Origin of the sequence: Citrobacter sp. Cpo065 (assembly GCF_030332805.1) — a bacterium.
Classification (GTDB): domain Bacteria; phylum Pseudomonadota; class Gammaproteobacteria; order Enterobacterales; family Enterobacteriaceae; genus Citrobacter; species Citrobacter portucalensis.
Window position 1 is genome coordinate 195947 of sequence record NZ_JAOWHC010000029.1, and the last position, 15546, is coordinate 211492.

The following is a 15546-nucleotide window of genomic DNA, read 5'->3' on the forward strand; positions in this document are numbered from 1 at the left end:
TTATTTCCTGTCTTTTTAGTGTGATACCGCTTTTATAATCAGGGTTATTCCCTCAACGGCAATGACTTCAACCTGCGTTCCGGCGCTCAAATCGTCACGGGCGCTAACGGGCCAGGAACTGTCGCCGACGCGCATATGTCCGCGACCATTGACCAGGTTAGTTTCCAGAGTAAATCGACGGCCAACTAACTGTTGTCCACGTTGATTAAGATGGCTGTCGGCCGGCTGCTGCTCCTGAACGCGTCTTGCCAGCCACTTCCACCACAGCCAGGCCGCCAGCAGGGTGAGGGCGGCGAACATCGCCCCCTGCCACGCCCAGTCTAGCGGAACGAGCCAGACGACCAGACCGGTAATCACCGCTGCCACGCCGCTCCACAGCAGATAACCGTTACCGCCCAGCATCTCGGCGGCCAGTAACAGACCACCGAGGCTGAGCCAGAAAATATGCGGGTGCACCAGAATCATCGCTATCATGATTTTTTCCGCTCGCTGGCGCTGTCCTTAACCAGTTCGGCGATCCCGGCAATGGAGCCCATCAGGCTGCTGGCATCCAGCGGCATCATCACCACTTTGCTGTTATTCGACGAGCCGATATGCTGCAGCGCTTCGGTGTATTTCTGTGCCACGAAGTAGTTCACGGCCTGAATATCCCCGGCGGCAATGGCCTCAGAAACCATCTGTGTTGCGCGGGCTTCTGCTTCTGCGGAACGTTCACGCGCTTCAGCCTGTAAAAATGCGGACTGACGTTCACCTTCCGCGATGAGGATTTTCGACTGCTTCTCACCTTCGGCCTTGACGATTTCCGCCTGGCGGATCCCTTCGGCTTCCAGAATGTAGGCGCGCTTGGTACGTTCGGCTTTCATCTGCGCGTTCATGGCGTCAATCAGTTCCGCCGGTGGACGCACGTCACGAATCTCAATACGGGTGATTTTGATGCCCCAGGGATTGGTGGCCTCATCAACAATATGCAGCAGGCGCGTGTTGATGTTGTCACGCTGGGAGAGCATTTCATCGAGCTCCATCGAGCCGAGAACAGTACGAATGTTGGTCATGGTCAGGTTGATGATCGCCAGTTCCAGGTTGCTGACTTCATACGCGGCTTTCGGCGCGTCGATCACCTGAATAAAGCACACAGCATCAATCGAGACGTTGGCGTTATCTTTGGAGATGACTTCCTGAGAGGGGATATCAAGCACCTGTTCCATCATATTGATCTTACGACCAATGCGGTCCATGAACGGTACAACAAGGCTTAAACCCGGTTGCAGGGTTTTGGTGTAACGGCCAAAACGCTCTACCGTCCACTGATATCCCTGCGGGACGATTTTGACGCCTGCGCCGACGATCACCAGCGCGACAAAAATAAGAATAGGAATAAAAATGAGCATTGATGAAACCTCCTGTTGTGCTGTCCTTTACTGCCTCATTAGTCAAATTATACCCGATTTATCAAGGTGGGCTCCCCTATAATAAATTACAGGGATAGACTATCTGCACGAAAGATGTAAAAAGGGATTGGTAATGGAAGAAAGCAGCATTCTGCTTCAGTTAAAAAATGTCGCATGGCAGGCAGGGGCGACGCAGGTTCTTAATAACATCTGTTTTGATCTCCACGCCGGAGAATTTAAGCTGATTACCGGCCAGTCCGGCTGCGGTAAAAGTACGTTACTCAAGATAGTCGCGTCGTTAATTAGCCCGAGTTCTGGTGAAATCCTTTTTGAGGGTAAGGAGATATCAACGCTTAAGCCTGAAGCTTATCGCCAGCAGGTCTCTTATTGCGCGCAAACGCCCGCTTTGTTTGGTGACACCGTTTACGACAATCTCATTTTCCCCTGGCAAATTCGCGACAAACGCCCGGATCCGGATGTGTTTCTGGCCGATCTGGCCCGCTTTGAGTTACCCGAGACGATCCTCAAAAAAAATATCAATGAGCTATCCGGCGGCGAAAAGCAGCGCGTCTCGTTAATTCGTAATTTGCAGTTTCTGCCGAAAATTCTGCTGCTTGATGAAATCACCAGCGCGCTGGATGAATCCAACAAGCGTAATGTGAACGAATTAATTCACCACTATGTTCGCGATAAGAATATTGCTGTGCTGTGGGTGACGCATGACAAAGATGAAATTGATCATGCGGATAACGTCATAACCCTTCAACCGCACGCCGGTGAAATGCAGGAAGTAAGTAATGAACGAGCATAATATTACCAATGAATCCCTGGCGTTAGCGATGATGCTGGTGGTGGTCGCGATACTGATCAGCAACAAAGAAAAGCTGGCGCTGGAAAAAGATATTCTCTGGAGCGTTTGCCGGGCAGTGGTTCAGCTTATTATCGTGGGCTACGTGCTGAAATATATTTTCGGCGTCAACCATAGCATTCTGACCTTATTGATGGTGCTGTTTATCTGCTTTAACGCGGCCTATAACGCGCAAAAACGCAGTAAATATATTGATAAAGCTTTTCTCTCGTCGTTTATTGCTATTACGGTGGGAGCGGGGCTAACGCTTTCGGTGCTGGTTCTTTCAGGCTCTATCGAGTTCACGCCGATGCAGGTCATCCCGATCTCCGGCATGATTGCAGGCAATGCGATGGTGGCGGTGGGGCTGTGTTACAACAATTTGGGGCAGCGGTTTAACAGCGAGCAGCAGCAAATTCAGGAAAAACTCAGCCTCGGCGCAACGCCGAAGGTGGCTTCTGCACCGCTTATTCGCGACAGCATTCGCGCCTCGCTGATCCCGACGATTGATTCAGCGAAGACCGTAGGACTGGTGAGTTTACCGGGAATGATGTCAGGACTGATCTTTGCAGGTATTGACCCGGTAAAAGCAATTAAGTATCAGATTATGGTGACGTTTATGCTGCTATCAACCGCCAGCCTGTCGACCATTATCGCCTGCTACTTAACCTATCGAAAATTCTATAACTCACGTCACCAATTAGTGGTAACGCCATTAAAGAAACCGTGATGTGATGCCGTATGGCGGCTACCGCCATATCCGGCCGACGGGAATGAGGTGTTGGTTGTGTTTGTAAGCCCGATAAGCGTAGCGCCATCGGGCATGATGAACCAATTAGTACAACAGCGCGTACAGCTGGCGGCGATACTTCGAGGCCAGCGCATCACCGGTACCCAGTGCGGCAAGGATCTCCTGGAAAGTCTTACGTGCCTGACCATCGGCAGCCGTAAGATCTTTCTTCAGGTGGCTGAACAGTAATTCCAGCGATTCCTCGTTACGTCCGACCTGGTGCAATTGAATAGCCAACTGCGTTGCCAGCGCCGCATCCTGTGGATTGCTGGCGACCTGCTGCTGCAACTGTTGGATTTCCGGTGTATCAGCGGCCTGCTTCAGTAATTCGATCTGTGCGATAAGCCCTTGATAGCGGGTGTCCTGATCCTGCAACGGAATGGTTTTCAGCACCGCTTCGGCTTCGTCAGAACGGTTCAGGGCGATTTGCGTTTCCGCCAGCAGCAGACCGATTTCGCTGCTCTGGTTGGAGATCTGCCAGGCTTCTTTCAGCAGCGGCAGCGCATCCGCGTGATTACCGGCTTCGATGAATTCGATAGCCTGGCGTGCTTTCAGCTCTTCTTCGCTCGGCAGCACTTTCTCCAGCAGCGCGCGAATAACCTCTTCCGGTTGCGGACCCTGGAATCCATCTACCGGCTGGCCGTTCTGGAACAGATAAACCGTAGGGATCGCGCGCAGACCAAACTGGGAGGCGATCATCTGCTCGGCGTCGCAGTCCAGCTTAGCGAGAATAAACTGACCGTTATACTGGGCGGCAAGGTTCTCCAGTACCGGCGTTAATTGCAGACAATGCTGGCTGCGCTCAGACCAAAAATAGAACAGGACCGGCGTGGTCATCGACTGTTCGAGGGTCTGCTGTAGGTTCGATTCGTTAATGTTAACAATATTCTGTGTGGACATGGAGTTACTCTCTTTTGTCGATTTCTTGTTACATGGGGGCTGACGCGCGAGCTTCAACTCAACCCTGTAAAATTTTGTCCATTATGCGGCCTGGCAACAGGCGTTTAAGCAGCATCACTGCCCAGGTCACCAGCGTAACCGGATAACGTAGCTTTGGTTTATCGCTCTCAAACGCATGACGCACTTTGGCGACAACCGCTTCTGGTCCCAGCGTAAAACGCGCGGCAATGCCGGGATTTTCAACGGGAGCATCGCTCTGGGTCTGGTTGACGTTTTCGGTAAAGCGGGTACGGATGGGGCCAGGTTCAATCAGGCTGATCTTAATCCCGCTGTGGCGCAGTTCCATACGCAGTGCGTCGGACCAGGCTTCCAGTGCATATTTGCTGGCGGCATAGGCGCCGCGTCCCGGCGTTGAGATCAATCCCATCACCGAGGAGGTCATCACAATGCGCCCTTCGCCGTGGGGTAACATGGCAGGCAACAGGCGCATGGTAAGCTGATGTGCGCCAAAGAAGTTGGCGGAAAACTGCTGTTCCATCTGTTCACGGCTGATGGTGGGCAGTGGACCATAGACACCGTATCCGGCGTTGTTAAAGATCCCATATAAACGATTATCGGTCAGGGCGATCACTTCATCGGCGGCACGATCCACGCTTTCGGGTGAATCCAGATCCAGCAACACGCCAGTGAATCCCATGCTGTTCATACGCGCGACATCGTCAGGTTTGCGACAGCCTGCCAGAATTTGAAAACCCTGGCGCTTTAGCTCAAGCGCGCTTTCCAGGCCGATTCCGCTGGAACATCCTGTTATTAAGACCGATTTTTGCATAACTTTACCTGTCAGGATCTCCGTTGAATTACGAGTCGTGATTTACTATATCCGTCATACTTCAAGTTGTCTGCGCGTTGGCTACGCTCGCTCACCCCAGTCACATAGTTATCTATGCTCCTGGGAACTCTCTCACTTGCCGCCTTCATACAACTCGAATTATTTAGGATAGAAAAGGGGTGAGATGTTGCGCCATCCAGTCGGCGATAAACGGCTGGGCGTCACGGTTAGGATGAATACCATCATCCTGCATCCACTGGGGTTTCAGATAAACCTCTTCCATGAAAAATGGCAGCAGAGGGATATCAAACTCTTTGGCGAGCTTTGGATAAATCGCGCTAAAGGTTTCATTATAACGGCGACCGTAGTTTGCCGGCAGACGAATTTGCATCAGCAGTGGTTCGGCATTTGCCGCTTTCACGTCCTGCAAAATTGTTCGCAGGGTTTGTTCGGTTTGCGCAGGCGCGAAGCCGCGCAGGCCGTCGTTGCCGCCAAGTTCGACCAGCACCCAGCGCGGCTGGTGCTGCTTGAGTAATGCAGGCAGACGGGCCAGACCTTGCTGCGAGGTGTCGCCGCTAATGCTGGCATTCACCACCGGCGTTTTGGTTTGCCATTTATCATTAAGCAGCGCAGGCCACGCGGCGCTGGCGGACATTCGGTATCCGGCGCTCAGGCTGTCACCCAGAATTAATAACGTGTCCGCTGCGGCGGCGCGGAAAGTTAACAGGACCAGGAACAGGAAAGGCCAATGCCAGCGGAAAACATTGTTGAAGTTCATCATCTTAAGAAATCCGTCGGTCAGGGTGATCATGAGCTATCCATCCTTACCGGAGTTGAACTGGTTGTCAAACGCGCCGAGACCATTGCGTTGATTGGCGAGTCGGGATCGGGGAAATCCACGCTGCTGGCGATTCTCGCCGGGCTTGACGATGGCACCAGCGGTGAAGTCAGCCTGGTGGGGCAGGCGCTGCACACCATGGACGAAGAAGCCCGGGCGCAGCTGCGGGCGCGACACGTGGGTTTTGTCTTCCAGTCATTCATGTTAATTCCGACCCTCAACGCGCTGGAAAACGTCGAACTGCCCGCGCTGTTGCGCGGCGAAAATAGCGGAAAAAGCCGCGACGGGGCAAAAACGCTGCTCGAGCAACTTGGGCTGGGAAAACGTCTCGATCATCTTCCGGCCCAGCTTTCCGGCGGGGAGCAGCAGCGCGTGGCGCTGGCGCGAGCGTTTAACGGTCGCCCTGACGTGCTGTTTGCCGATGAACCAACGGGCAACCTCGATCGCCAGACCGGAGACAAAATAGCCGACCTGTTGTTTTCTCTGAACCGGGAACACGGCACCACCCTGATTCTGGTGACGCATGACCCGCAGTTGGCGGCGCGTTGCGACAGGCGCTTACGTCTGGTGAATGGACAGTTGCAGGAGGAGGCATGATTGCACGCTGGTTCTGGCGCGAATGGCGCTCGCCTTCACTACTGATTGTCTGGCTGGCACTGAGCCTGGCGGTAGCCTGTGTGCTGGCGCTGGGCAATATCAGCGATCGTATGGAAAAAGGGCTGAGCCAGCAAAGCCGTGAGTTTATGGCGGGCGATCGGTCGCTACAAAGTTCGCGTACCGTGCCGAAAGCGTGGATTGACGAGGCGCGACAGCGTGGCCTGAAGGTGGGCGAACAGCTCACCTTTGCCACCATGACTTTTGCCCGGGATACGCCGCAGCTGGCGAACGTCAAAGCGGTAGATGATGTGTATCCGATGTACGGCACACTGCAAACCAACCCGCCGGGACTGAAACCGCAGCCGGGCTCGGTGCTGCTGGCCCCACGTCTGATGGCGCTACTCAACTTAAAAGTCGGTGATTCCATCGACGTTGGCGATGCCACGCTGAGCATTGCCGGGGAGGTGGTGCAGGAGCCGGACTCTGGTTTTAATCCGTTCCAGATAGCACCGCGTCTGATGATGAACATGGCGGATGTCGAAAAAACGGCGGCGGTCCAGCCGGGAAGCCGCGTGACCTGGCGCTATAAATTTGGCGGGACGCCATCGCAACTGGAAGCCTATGAAAAGTGGCTGCTGCCACAGTTAAAGCCTGAACAGCGCTGGTATGGGCTGGAGCAGGATGAAGGGGCGCTGGGGAAATCACTTGAGCGTTCGCAACAGTTCTTGCTGCTGTCGGCGCTGTTAACGCTGTTGCTAGCGGTCGCCGCGGTTGCCGTGGCTATGAGCCATTATTGCCGCAGCCGTTACGATCTGGTGGCTATTCTGAAAACGCTCGGTGCGGGCAGAGCGCAACTGCGCAGGCTGATTGTTGGTCAATGGCTGATGGTGCTGGCGCTGTCTGGCGTGACCGGCGGACTATTCGGACTGTTATTCGAGCGCGTGCTGGTGCTGCTGCTCAAGCCGGTTCTGCCTGGAGAACTACCGCCTGCCAGCCCCTGTCCGTGGTTATGGGCACTAGGCACCATGACGGTGATTTCGCTATTGGTGGGGTTGCGCCCTTACCGCCTGCTGCTGGCAACGCAGCCGCTGCGGGTGCTGCGCCGTGACGTGGTGGCAAACGTCTGGCCCCTGAAGTTTTATTTGCCGGTGGTCGTGATAGTCGTGATTGCACTGCTTGCTGGACTGATGGGCGGAAGTCCACTGCTGTGGGCGGTACTGGCTGGTGCGGTGGTACTGGCGCTGTTGTGCGGGGTGCTCGGCTGGATGCTGCTCAACGTGCTGCGTGGTCTGACGCTCTCCTCACTGCCGCTGCGTTTGGCGGTCAGTCGACTGTTACGCCAGCCGTGGTCAACGCTCAGCCAGCTATCGGCATTTTCGCTTTCCTTTATGCTGCTGGCGTTGTTACTGGTGCTGCGCGGCGATCTGCTCGACCGCTGGCAGCAGCAAATGCCGCCGGAAAGTCCGAACTATTTCCTGATCAACATTGCCACCGAGCAGGTGGTTCCGCTGAAGGCTTTCCTGTCCGAGCATCAGGTGATCCCGGAATCGTTCTATCCGATTGTGCGGGCGCGTCTGACGGCTATCAATGAGAAGCCGACCGAAGGCAATCAGGATGAGGCGCTGAACCGCGAGCTTAACCTGACCTGGCAGGATACCCGACCGGATCATAACCCGATAACCGCCGGAAGCTGGCCGCCAAAAGCGGGCGAAGTATCGATGGAAGAGGGGTTAGCGAAACGGCTGAACGTCAAACTCGGCGATCGGGTGACTTTTATGGGCGATACCCAGGATTTCAGCGCCACGGTCAGCAGTCTGCGCAAAGTGGACTGGGAAAGCCTGCGGCCCAACTTCTTCTTTATCTTCCCCTCCGGCGCGCTGGATGCTCAGCCGCAAAGCTGGTTAACCAGCTTTCGCTGGGAGAACGGCAACGGCATGCTAACGCAGCTTAACCGCGAATTCCCGACCATCAGCCTGCTGGATATTGGCGCCATCCTCAAACAGGTGAGCCAGGTGCTGGATCAGGTGAGCCGCGCACTGGAGGTGATGGTGGTACTGGTCACCGCCTGTGGCATGCTGCTGCTATTGGCGCAGGTCCAGGTCGGGATGCGTCAGCGTCATCAGGAGTTGGTGGTCTGGCGCACGCTGGGAGCAGGTAAGAAGCTGCTGCGTACCACGCTGTGGTGCGAGTTCGCCATGCTCGGGATGGTTGCCGGACTGGTGGCGGCCATCGGTGCGGAAACAGCGTTGGCGGTACTGCAAACCAAAGTGTTTGATTTCCCGTGGGAGCCAGACTGGCGACTGTGGGTAGTATTACCATTTAGTGGAGCATTGCTGCTCTCTTTATGCGGCGGATGGCTCGGTTCACGTCTGCTAAAAGGTAAAGCGCTGTTCCGTCAGTTCAGTAGTTAATTCATATTAGTGATGATTACGCACCGGTTTTAAAATCGGTGCGTCTTTTTTTCTATGTAGCACAAATTGATAACTCCTTGATATTTAACAGCACAGAACAATAAAAACCCAACAACACGAGAGTATTAATAAACGTTAATATTTGTGTGCTGAATAATTGGCAGGCTATCTATCAAGGTATAAATAATGACTATAAAAAAAACAGCGCTGGCGGTATCGATCGGCGCAGCAGTGGCATTAACGACTTTCGCTTCACAGGCGGAAATCACGGTCCTGAAACAAGATCCGCAGGCGGGCAACCCGCTGAGCCGTCTTAACTTCACCGTCGGCGGCAGTATTCGTCCGCAGTTCCAGAATATGGCCGGTGACGATGGTAAGAATGGCTACAAACGTAATGGCTTCGATGGCGGTACACGTTTCCGCTTCGCCGCTGACTACTATCTGTTTGATGATATCAGTTGGGTGAGCTACTACGAGCTGGGCGTTAACTTCCCGGCGATGTTCAACTGGGATAACCACTACGCTGACGGTGCCAACGATACCACGCGTCGTATGTTGTACACCGGTCTGAAGAGTGCAACCTGGGGTACGCTGACCTTCGGTCAACAAAACAGCATTTACTATGATGTAGTTGGTGCGAAAACGGATATCTGGGACTACGACATGATCGGTCAGGCGCCTGGTAACGGTATCAATGGCGACTATGACGGTTCCTATCGTACGCGTAAATCACTGAAGTATAAGAAAACGGTTGGCGATGTCGATCTCTACGCCTCTTATCTGTTCAGTGATGATTACAACCCGAACAACGGTCTGCGCTACAAGCGTAAAGGCGGCGGCTCACTGGGTGTGGATTATCACATTACCGATGACCTGACCTGGGGTACGGCGTGGAACTACACTCGCGCGGAAATGCGTGGCAACACCAGCAAAACCTACGATCAAAACATCGTCGGTACCGCGCTGAGCTGGAAACCGGACAACTGGACCTTCTCGATGGGCGGCGGTTGGTATCAAAACTTCATGACCACCAAAAAAGTCTCTGTTAACGACTACTTTGCCGGTGACGCCTGGGGTCTGGAATACTTCGCCGGTTACACCTTCCCGGTGGGTCAATATGCGCTGAAATCCGTTCAGCCGTACTTTATGGGCGACCGTATTGAGTACGTGAATGGCCGTAACTATCTGCGTACCGACAACGGCGTGGGGATCAGCTTCCAGCTGGATTACGGTTTCCGTGTTGACTACGAACACGTCTTTACCTCCAGCACCGACAATCTGGGTGACATGAACCTGGTTCGTCTGCGTTACGACTTCTAATCGAACGCCTGCCGCCCGATACGCTTGCGCTTATCGGGCCTAAGAAAGCTGTTGTAGACCGGATAAGGCACTTGTGCCGACATCCGGCTTTTTCATACCTTCTTTCATTTAAAAACATACTCTGCAACATCATGAAATAATTTCAAGGACAGCAGGTTGTGATCTGTGTCATGTTAACAATCAGCCTGTTAACGGGCCAACAAGAACAACGTCGCAAGAACGGCGTGAGACATGACACCACAACGTTAAAATGGAGAGAATATGGGATTGCGTCAGAGTTTACGCGTCGCGACCGGGGCGCTGTTACTGGCCTGTGGATTACAGTTTGCTCATGCGAACAGTGACCCGCACACAATCGTGTTTGGCGTCGCGCCTGGGCCATACGGTGATATGGTGAAACAGGCCATTGCCCCCACGCTGAAAGAGAAAGGCTATAAGGTAGTGGTGCGCGAATTCAGCGATTACGTGCAGCCAAACATGGCGCTCTCCAACGGTAGCATTGATGCTAACCTGTTCCAGCATTCGCTCTATTTTGACAAATTCACCGCCGATAAAGGCCTGAAGCTGAGCAAGCTGATTGTGGTCCCGACGGCCGGGATGGGGTTTTACTCACATAAAATCAAAAACCTGGATGAGTTGAAAAAAGGGGATGTGATCACGCTTTCCAACGATCCCACCAACCTGGCTCGCGGTCTGCGTTTCCTGCAGTCTATTGGCCTTATCACCATCAAAGACAATATTGATCCAACTAAAGCCTCCGAGCGCGATATCGCCAGCAATCCCAAAGGGCTGGTGTTTAAACCGCTGGAAGCGGCACAGCTGCCGCGTACGCTGGACGGTGTGACCGGTGCGCTGGTCAACGGTAACTTTGCCGTGGCGGCAAAAATGGATCTCTCCAGCGCCATCAAGCAGGAACACCTGGACGAAAATCTGAAAAATATCATCGCGGTACGCAGTGAAGATGCGGATAAACCGTTCGCGAAAGATATTGTTGAGGCGGTGAAATCTCCGGCGTATCGCGCGGTGATCGACGATCCGCAAAATATCTACAGCGCCTTCCAGAAACCGGAATGGATGTCGTCAGCCCAATAATCGCTGCGCACAAGGGTTAACAGGGGCAGCGACGACTGCCCTTTTCGCATTTCTGAGGTGGCTATGATTGAGATTGAGAAAGTTTGCGTGGATTTTAGCGCAGGCCGTGGACCATCAACCCGGGCGGTTGATGACGTTAGCTTGCGCATTGGCGCAGGTGAGATATTTGGCATTGTCGGGACCAGCGGCGCGGGGAAAAGTACGCTGCTGCGCACCCTGAACGCCTTAACGCGTCCGAGCCAGGGAAGCGTGAAGGTGAACGGCGTAGAAATTTCCGCGCTGGAAGGGGGGCATCTACGTAAAGCCCGTCAGCGTATCGGTATGATTTTTCAACATTTTAACCTGATGCATACCCGTACCGTGGCGCAAAACGTCGCCTTTAGTCTGAAGGCTGCCGGATGGGAGCGCAGTAAAATTGGTCCGCGCGTGAGCGAAATCCTGGCGCTGGTGGGGTTGTCAGACAAGGCGAACCGCTTTCCGGTTCAGCTCAGCGGTGGGCAAAAGCAGCGTGTGGGTATTGCCCGCGCGATTGCCAATCATCCGGATGTGTTGCTGTGTGATGAACCTACTTCCGCCTTAGATCTCGAAACCTCAGCCACGATTCTGGCGTTGCTTAAGCAGATCAACCAACAGTTGGGGATCACGATCGTGCTGATCACTCACGAGATGAACGTGATCAAATCGATTTGCGATCGCGTGGCGGTAATGTCCGGCGGCAAGGTGGTGGAGTCTGGTGAGGTGTTTGACGTTTTTGCTCACCCGCAGCACGCGTTCACGCAGCAGCTGGTGTTGCATACCCTCAATTTGACGCTGCCCGAGCGTCTGCGCCAGCATCTGCCTGGTCAGTTGCTAAAAATTCTGTTCATCGGCGATTCGGCGGAACAGCCGGTGTTGTCAGAAGTCGCGGTTAAATTTGGCGTGGCGGTGAACATTCTGCACGGCAAAATTGAATATATTGGCGAACGTGCGCTGGGGATTCTGGTGGTGCAACTGATCGCGCCGCATAACCCTTCTGCGGTGGAAGTCGCCGTGGAACATATTCGTCAACGTACTGCACAGGTGGAGGTGATTCGTGGATGATTTATTGCCGGATTTGACGCTGGCGTTTAATGAAACTTTCCAGATGCTGAGCATCTCTACGGTGCTGGCAATTATTGGTGGTCTGCCGCTCGGTTTTCTGATTTTCGTCACCGACCGGCATTTATTCTGGCAAAACCGTTTTGTGTATCTGCTCAGCTCCGTGCTGGTGAATATCATTCGTTCGGTGCCGTTTGTGATCCTGCTGGTTCTGCTGCTGCCGCTAACCCAGTTTTTGCTCGGGAATACCATTGGCCCGATTGCGGCGTCGGTCCCGCTCTCAGTGGCGGCAATCGCCTTCTATGCCCGTCTGGTTGATAGCGCGCTACGTGAAGTCGATAAAGGGATTATTGAAGCGGCGGAAGCGTTTGGCGCCAGCCCGATGCGCATCATCTGCACTGTTCTGTTACCTGAAGCGAGCGCGGGTCTGCTGCGTGGGTTGACGATAACGCTGGTGAGTCTGATCGGTTACTCCGCGATGGCCGGGATCGTTGGCGGCGGTGGAGTCGGCGACCTGGCGATTCGCTTTGGTTATTACCGCTACGAAACCCAGGTCATGATCGTCACCGTGGTGGCGCTGATTATTCTGGTGCAGGTCGTTCAGGTGCTGGGTGACTGGCTGGCAAAACGCGCAGATAAGCGCGACAGACACTGATCACTGTGCGTTAAGCCACTCGGCAACGTCCTGCCATGTGCCGCGAAAGACGATTTTCGCGGCTTTCTTTTCCAGCTGATAACGATACATCGGGTCGTAATACTCATTGAGCAACGGCACCAGCCAGCCCATATGGGCGTCGGTGCTGCCCGTTGCCTGCTGTTCGCGCAGAGCCTCGTCGAGCAGGGTGGTCAGCTCGGCAAAACGTTGTAAACCCAGACGACGGCGGATAGCAAACAGGCCGTGGTGCAGATACTCGCTGTACTCCTGCCAGCCCTGGCTCTCGCCATAAGCGTGGGTAAAATCGTGGTGCATCTTCACGAAATACTCTTCGCGTAGTCGCTCCAGACGACGCTCAAAAGGATCGTCCACCACCGCAATTGATGCCTGGGTCATGCGCTCGCGCAGGCATTCTGGCAGATGATTAGCCCCGATCATGCGGCCTTCATCTTCCAGTACCCACAGACGTAAATCCTGACGGCTATCGGTTTTGAGCATTTCAACCGCCAGCAGGTTTTCAAAACTCGCCTGACTCAATTGAGGTTCAACGGTGCGCCCAAACGAGGAGCCGCGATGGTGCGCCAGGCCTTCGAGATCCACACCGTTTGGCTGCTGTTGCACCAGCTGCGTTTTACCGTTCCCGGTACAGCCGCCAATTAAGACGATCGGCTTTTGCACTAATTCTTCAGTCAGCTGTATCACTGCCTGGCGCAGGGCTTTGTAACCGCCTTTAATCAGCGGATAGTCAATACCGGACTCATGCAGCCACTGCTGCACAATATGCGAACGCTGACCGCCGCGCGCGCAGCATAAATAGCCTGCAGGATTTTGACGGCAGGCGTCCTGCCAGGCCCGCATTCTCTGTTGGCGGGTCTCACCCGAGACCAGTTGATGGCCGAGCGCGAGGGCGGCTTCGGGTCCCTGACGTTTATAACAGGTCCCAACGGCGGCACGTTCGTCATCGTTCATTAAGGGAAGGTTGATTGCGCCCGGCATTGCGCCCTGCTGAAATTCCACGGGGGCGCGTACATCGATTAAAGGCGTACCGGCAAGCAAAATTGCGCGGTAGTCCGTTCCATCGTTCATGTTTGATCCTGAAAATACAAAACAGCAATGGAGGGGATTTTACGCGCCAGAGGAGGGGCCGGGGAAGGATAAAATCAACTCCCCGGCATTATTGGCTTATTTCAGTTTTGACTGCGCCCAGATAATACCGCTGGCATATTCCGGCGGCAGCAGGGGGATAAGCGCTTCCAGCGTTGCGCTAAGGCGCGCGGTATCGCTGTCGCTCAGGTTCAGATGACCCACCTTACGCCCTTCACGCACCTCTTTGTCATACCAGTGCAGATGCACCAGCGGCAGCTTCAGCCAGTCGTAGTTCAGGTCGCTACCAATCAGGTTTACCATCACCGAAGGGTGGTTCACCACCGGCGTCGGTAATGGCAGGTTGGTAATGGCACGTAGATGCAACTCAAACTGGCTGATGCTGGCGCCGTTTTGCGTCCAGTGGCCACTGTTGTGCACGCGCGGAGCCAGTTCGTTAATCAGCAGACCTTCCGGGGTGATGAAACACTCCATCGCCATCACGCCGACATAGCCCAGCTCCTGCATGATGGCAGAGAGCATTGCTTCAGCCTGTTCCTGCTGTCTGGCGTTAGCCTGTGGGAATACCACGCTGGTGCGCAGAATACCGTCCTGATGGAGGTTATGGGTCAGCGGATAGAAAACGGTGCTGCCGTCGTGCGCACGAGCGCCAACCAGGGAGACTTCACCGGAGAAGTTGATTCCCCGCTCGACGATGCACTCGCCGTAGCAGTCGTCCGGCAGTTGCTCAGTTTCATTTGCGCGCAAGCGCCACTGTCCACGTCCATCGTAGCCGCCGACGCGACGTTTCACGATCGCCAGCTCGCCAAGTTTGTCGAATACCGCAGACCATTCGCTTTTATCTGCCAGCAGCTGCCACGGCGCGGTCGCCAGACCGAGCTTGTCAAAAAGCTGCTTTTGCGTCAGACGGTCGGCAATAATCGGGAAGACGTCGCGGTTAACAAACGCCGGGTGGCGTGCCAGTTCGCGGGTGAGTGCCGTTTCCGGCCAGCGCTCAATCTCAGCGGTGATCACGCTTTGCTGAAAAGGGACCGCAGCCGGTTCAGCGTCCAGCCCGACGGGCCAGACCGCTATGCCCAGTGGCTCACCGGCCTGGCGCAGCATGCGCCCTAGCTGTCCGTTGCCAAGTACGCAGACCTGCTTCATGCGACACCTCGCGGGTCCGGGTTCTCCAGCACCTCATCGGTTTGCGCTTTGCGCCAGTCATGCAGACGCTGATGCAGTTCTTTATCGTGTGTAGCCAGAATTTGTGCTGCCAGCAGGGCCGCATTTGCCGCGCCCGCTTTGCCGATAGCCAGCGTGCCGACCGGAATACCGCGCGGCATTTGAACGATAGAGTAGAGGCTATCTACGCCGCTCAGCGCTGCGCTTTGCACCGGGACGCCGAGGACAGGCACCAGCGTTTTCGCCGCAATCATGCCAGGCAAATGTGCTGCGCCACCGGCTCCGGCAATAATCACCTGATAACCGTTCTCTTCAGCGCTTTCGGCGAAGCTAAACAGTTTGTCTGGGGTGCGGTGGGCGGAGACGACTTCAACATGATGCGGAACGTCCAGGATTTCGAAGATTTCGGCGGCGAACTGCATGGTAGCCCAGTCGCTTTTGGACCCCATCACGATGGCGACACGCGCCGGATTATTGCGGGAAGACATGCGTCTGAAAACTCCTGTGGTGCACTACACTCGACTTTTGAGGCCA

16 protein-coding genes are annotated in these 15546 nt (G+C 54.7%); 8 read left to right on the forward strand and 8 right to left on the reverse strand.

Features of this window, described 5'->3' with window-relative positions; genetic code table 11:
* Positions 1 to 15: 15 nt before the first annotated feature.
* Positions 16 to 474, reverse strand: coding sequence for an NfeD family protein (locus OGY68_RS06955; RefSeq protein WP_032942572.1), 459 nt, complete (start codon positions 472 to 474; stop codon positions 16 to 18).
* Positions 471 to 1388, reverse strand: coding sequence for an SPFH domain-containing protein (locus OGY68_RS06960; protein ID WP_003831073.1), 918 nt, complete (start codon positions 1386 to 1388; stop codon positions 471 to 473). Before OGY68_RS06960 ends, OGY68_RS06955 begins: the two co-directional genes overlap by 4 nt.
* A 133-nt stretch (positions 1389 to 1521) precedes the next feature.
* Between OGY68_RS06960 and fetA the strand changes: the two genes are divergently transcribed.
* Both fetA and fetB read left to right on the forward strand, forming a co-directional pair.
* Positions 1522 to 2199: an iron efflux ABC transporter ATP-binding subunit FetA gene (gene fetA, locus OGY68_RS06965; RefSeq protein ID WP_057067790.1), complete on the forward strand. Its 678-nt coding sequence runs from the start codon at positions 1522 to 1524 to the stop codon at positions 2197 to 2199.
* Positions 2186 to 2965: an iron efflux ABC transporter permease subunit FetB gene (gene fetB / locus OGY68_RS06970; protein ID WP_008783989.1), complete on the forward strand. Its 780-nt coding sequence runs from the start codon at positions 2186 to 2188 to the stop codon at positions 2963 to 2965. Before fetA ends, fetB begins: the two co-directional genes overlap by 14 nt.
* Positions 2966 to 3070: 105 nt before the next feature.
* On the opposite strand, the gene OGY68_RS06975 is transcribed toward fetB, so the two are convergent.
* The 3 genes from OGY68_RS06975 to tesA form a co-directional block, all read right to left on the reverse strand.
* Complete coding sequence (locus OGY68_RS06975) at positions 3071 to 3925, reverse strand: co-chaperone YbbN (protein ID WP_032942575.1); 855 nt, start codon at positions 3923 to 3925, stop codon at positions 3071 to 3073.
* 58 nt (positions 3926 to 3983) lie between these two features.
* On the reverse strand, positions 3984 to 4754 hold the full coding sequence (locus OGY68_RS06980; protein WP_044699402.1) for an SDR family oxidoreductase: 771 nt from the start codon (positions 4752 to 4754) through the stop codon (positions 3984 to 3986).
* A 163-nt stretch (positions 4755 to 4917) separates the two neighbouring features.
* Positions 4918 to 5532: a multifunctional acyl-CoA thioesterase I/protease I/lysophospholipase L1 gene (gene tesA, locus OGY68_RS06985; protein ID WP_043015448.1), complete on the reverse strand. Its 615-nt coding sequence runs from the start codon at positions 5530 to 5532 to the stop codon at positions 4918 to 4920.
* On the opposite strand from tesA, the gene ybbA reads away from it, so the two are divergent.
* The 6 genes from ybbA (at position 5503) to OGY68_RS07015 (ending at position 12744) form a co-directional block, all read left to right on the forward strand.
* Complete coding sequence (ybbA, locus tag OGY68_RS06990) at positions 5503 to 6189, forward strand: putative ABC transporter ATP-binding protein YbbA (protein ID WP_008783992.1); 687 nt, start codon at positions 5503 to 5505, stop codon at positions 6187 to 6189. The two genes, tesA and ybbA, sit on opposite strands and share 30 nt — an antisense overlap.
* Positions 6186 to 8600, forward strand: a complete 2415-nt coding sequence (gene ybbP / locus OGY68_RS06995) for a putative ABC transporter permease subunit YbbP (protein WP_057067792.1) — start codon at positions 6186 to 6188, stop codon at positions 8598 to 8600. The genes ybbA and ybbP overlap by 4 nt, the downstream gene beginning before the upstream one ends.
* A 186-nt stretch (positions 8601 to 8786) precedes the next feature.
* Positions 8787 to 9920 carry a porin gene (locus OGY68_RS07000; RefSeq protein ID WP_048214766.1) on the forward strand — a complete coding sequence of 378 codons (1134 nt, stop codon included), beginning with the start codon at positions 8787 to 8789 and terminating at the stop codon, positions 9918 to 9920.
* Positions 9921 to 10181: 261 nt separating this feature from the next.
* On the forward strand, positions 10182 to 11012 hold the full coding sequence (locus OGY68_RS07005) for a MetQ/NlpA family ABC transporter substrate-binding protein (protein ID WP_057067793.1): 831 nt from the start codon (positions 10182 to 10184) through the stop codon (positions 11010 to 11012).
* A 63-nt stretch (positions 11013 to 11075) separates the two neighbouring features.
* Positions 11076 to 12092 (forward strand): virulence-associated ABC transporter ATP-binding protein SfbB, encoded by a 1017-nt coding sequence (gene sfbB, locus OGY68_RS07010; protein ID WP_286616909.1) that lies wholly within the window; start codon positions 11076 to 11078, stop codon positions 12090 to 12092.
* A complete protein-coding gene (locus tag OGY68_RS07015; protein WP_003831085.1) occupies positions 12085 to 12744 on the forward strand; it encodes a methionine ABC transporter permease in 660 nt (219 codons plus the stop codon). The genes sfbB and OGY68_RS07015 overlap by 8 nt, the downstream gene beginning before the upstream one ends.
* Here OGY68_RS07015 and mnmH read toward each other — a convergent pair whose 3' ends face one another.
* From mnmH to purE, 3 genes are all read right to left on the reverse strand, one after another.
* Entirely contained in the window at positions 12745 to 13830 is a 1086-nt protein-coding gene (mnmH, locus tag OGY68_RS07020) for a tRNA 2-selenouridine(34) synthase MnmH (protein ID WP_057067797.1), read from the reverse strand. It abuts the gene before it with no gap.
* A gap of 96 nt (positions 13831 to 13926) precedes the next feature.
* Positions 13927 to 14994, reverse strand: a complete 1068-nt coding sequence (gene purK / locus OGY68_RS07025) for a 5-(carboxyamino)imidazole ribonucleotide synthase (RefSeq protein WP_008783999.1) — start codon at positions 14992 to 14994, stop codon at positions 13927 to 13929.
* Positions 14991 to 15500: a 5-(carboxyamino)imidazole ribonucleotide mutase gene (purE, locus tag OGY68_RS07030; protein ID WP_008784000.1), complete on the reverse strand. Its 510-nt coding sequence runs from the start codon at positions 15498 to 15500 to the stop codon at positions 14991 to 14993. Before purE ends, purK begins: the two co-directional genes overlap by 4 nt.
* Positions 15501 to 15546: the final 46 nt, after the last annotated feature.

Coding starts and splice junctions, on each gene's coding strand:
- OGY68_RS06955 (WP_032942572.1), bottom strand. CDS start 474: ATGATAGCGATGATTCTGGTGCACCCGCATATTTTCTGGCTCAGCCTC.
- OGY68_RS06960 (WP_003831073.1), bottom strand. CDS start 1,388: ATGCTCATTTTTATTCCTATTCTTATTTTTGTCGCGCTGGTGATCGTC.
- fetA (WP_057067790.1), top strand. CDS start 1,522: ATGGAAGAAAGCAGCATTCTGCTTCAGTTAAAAAATGTCGCATGGCAG.
- fetB (WP_008783989.1), top strand. CDS start 2,186: ATGAACGAGCATAATATTACCAATGAATCCCTGGCGTTAGCGATGATG.
- OGY68_RS06975 (WP_032942575.1), bottom strand. CDS start 3,925: ATGTCCACACAGAATATTGTTAACATTAACGAATCGAACCTACAGCAG.
- OGY68_RS06980 (WP_044699402.1), bottom strand. CDS start 4,754: ATGCAAAAATCGGTCTTAATAACAGGATGTTCCAGCGGAATCGGCCTG.
- ybbA (WP_008783992.1), top strand. CDS start 5,503: ATGCCAGCGGAAAACATTGTTGAAGTTCATCATCTTAAGAAATCCGTC.
- tesA (WP_043015448.1), bottom strand. CDS start 5,532: ATGAACTTCAACAATGTTTTCCGCTGGCATTGGCCTTTCCTGTTCCTG.
- ybbP (WP_057067792.1), top strand. CDS start 6,186: ATGATTGCACGCTGGTTCTGGCGCGAATGGCGCTCGCCTTCACTACTG.
- OGY68_RS07000 (WP_048214766.1), top strand. CDS start 8,787: ATGACTATAAAAAAAACAGCGCTGGCGGTATCGATCGGCGCAGCAGTG.
- OGY68_RS07005 (WP_057067793.1), top strand. CDS start 10,182: ATGGGATTGCGTCAGAGTTTACGCGTCGCGACCGGGGCGCTGTTACTG.
- sfbB (WP_286616909.1), top strand. CDS start 11,076: ATGATTGAGATTGAGAAAGTTTGCGTGGATTTTAGCGCAGGCCGTGGA.
- mnmH (WP_057067797.1), bottom strand. CDS start 13,830: ATGAACGATGGAACGGACTACCGCGCAATTTTGCTTGCCGGTACGCCT.
- purK (WP_008783999.1), bottom strand. CDS start 14,994: ATGAAGCAGGTCTGCGTACTTGGCAACGGACAGCTAGGGCGCATGCTG.
- purE (WP_008784000.1), bottom strand. CDS start 15,500: ATGTCTTCCCGCAATAATCCGGCGCGTGTCGCCATCGTGATGGGGTCC.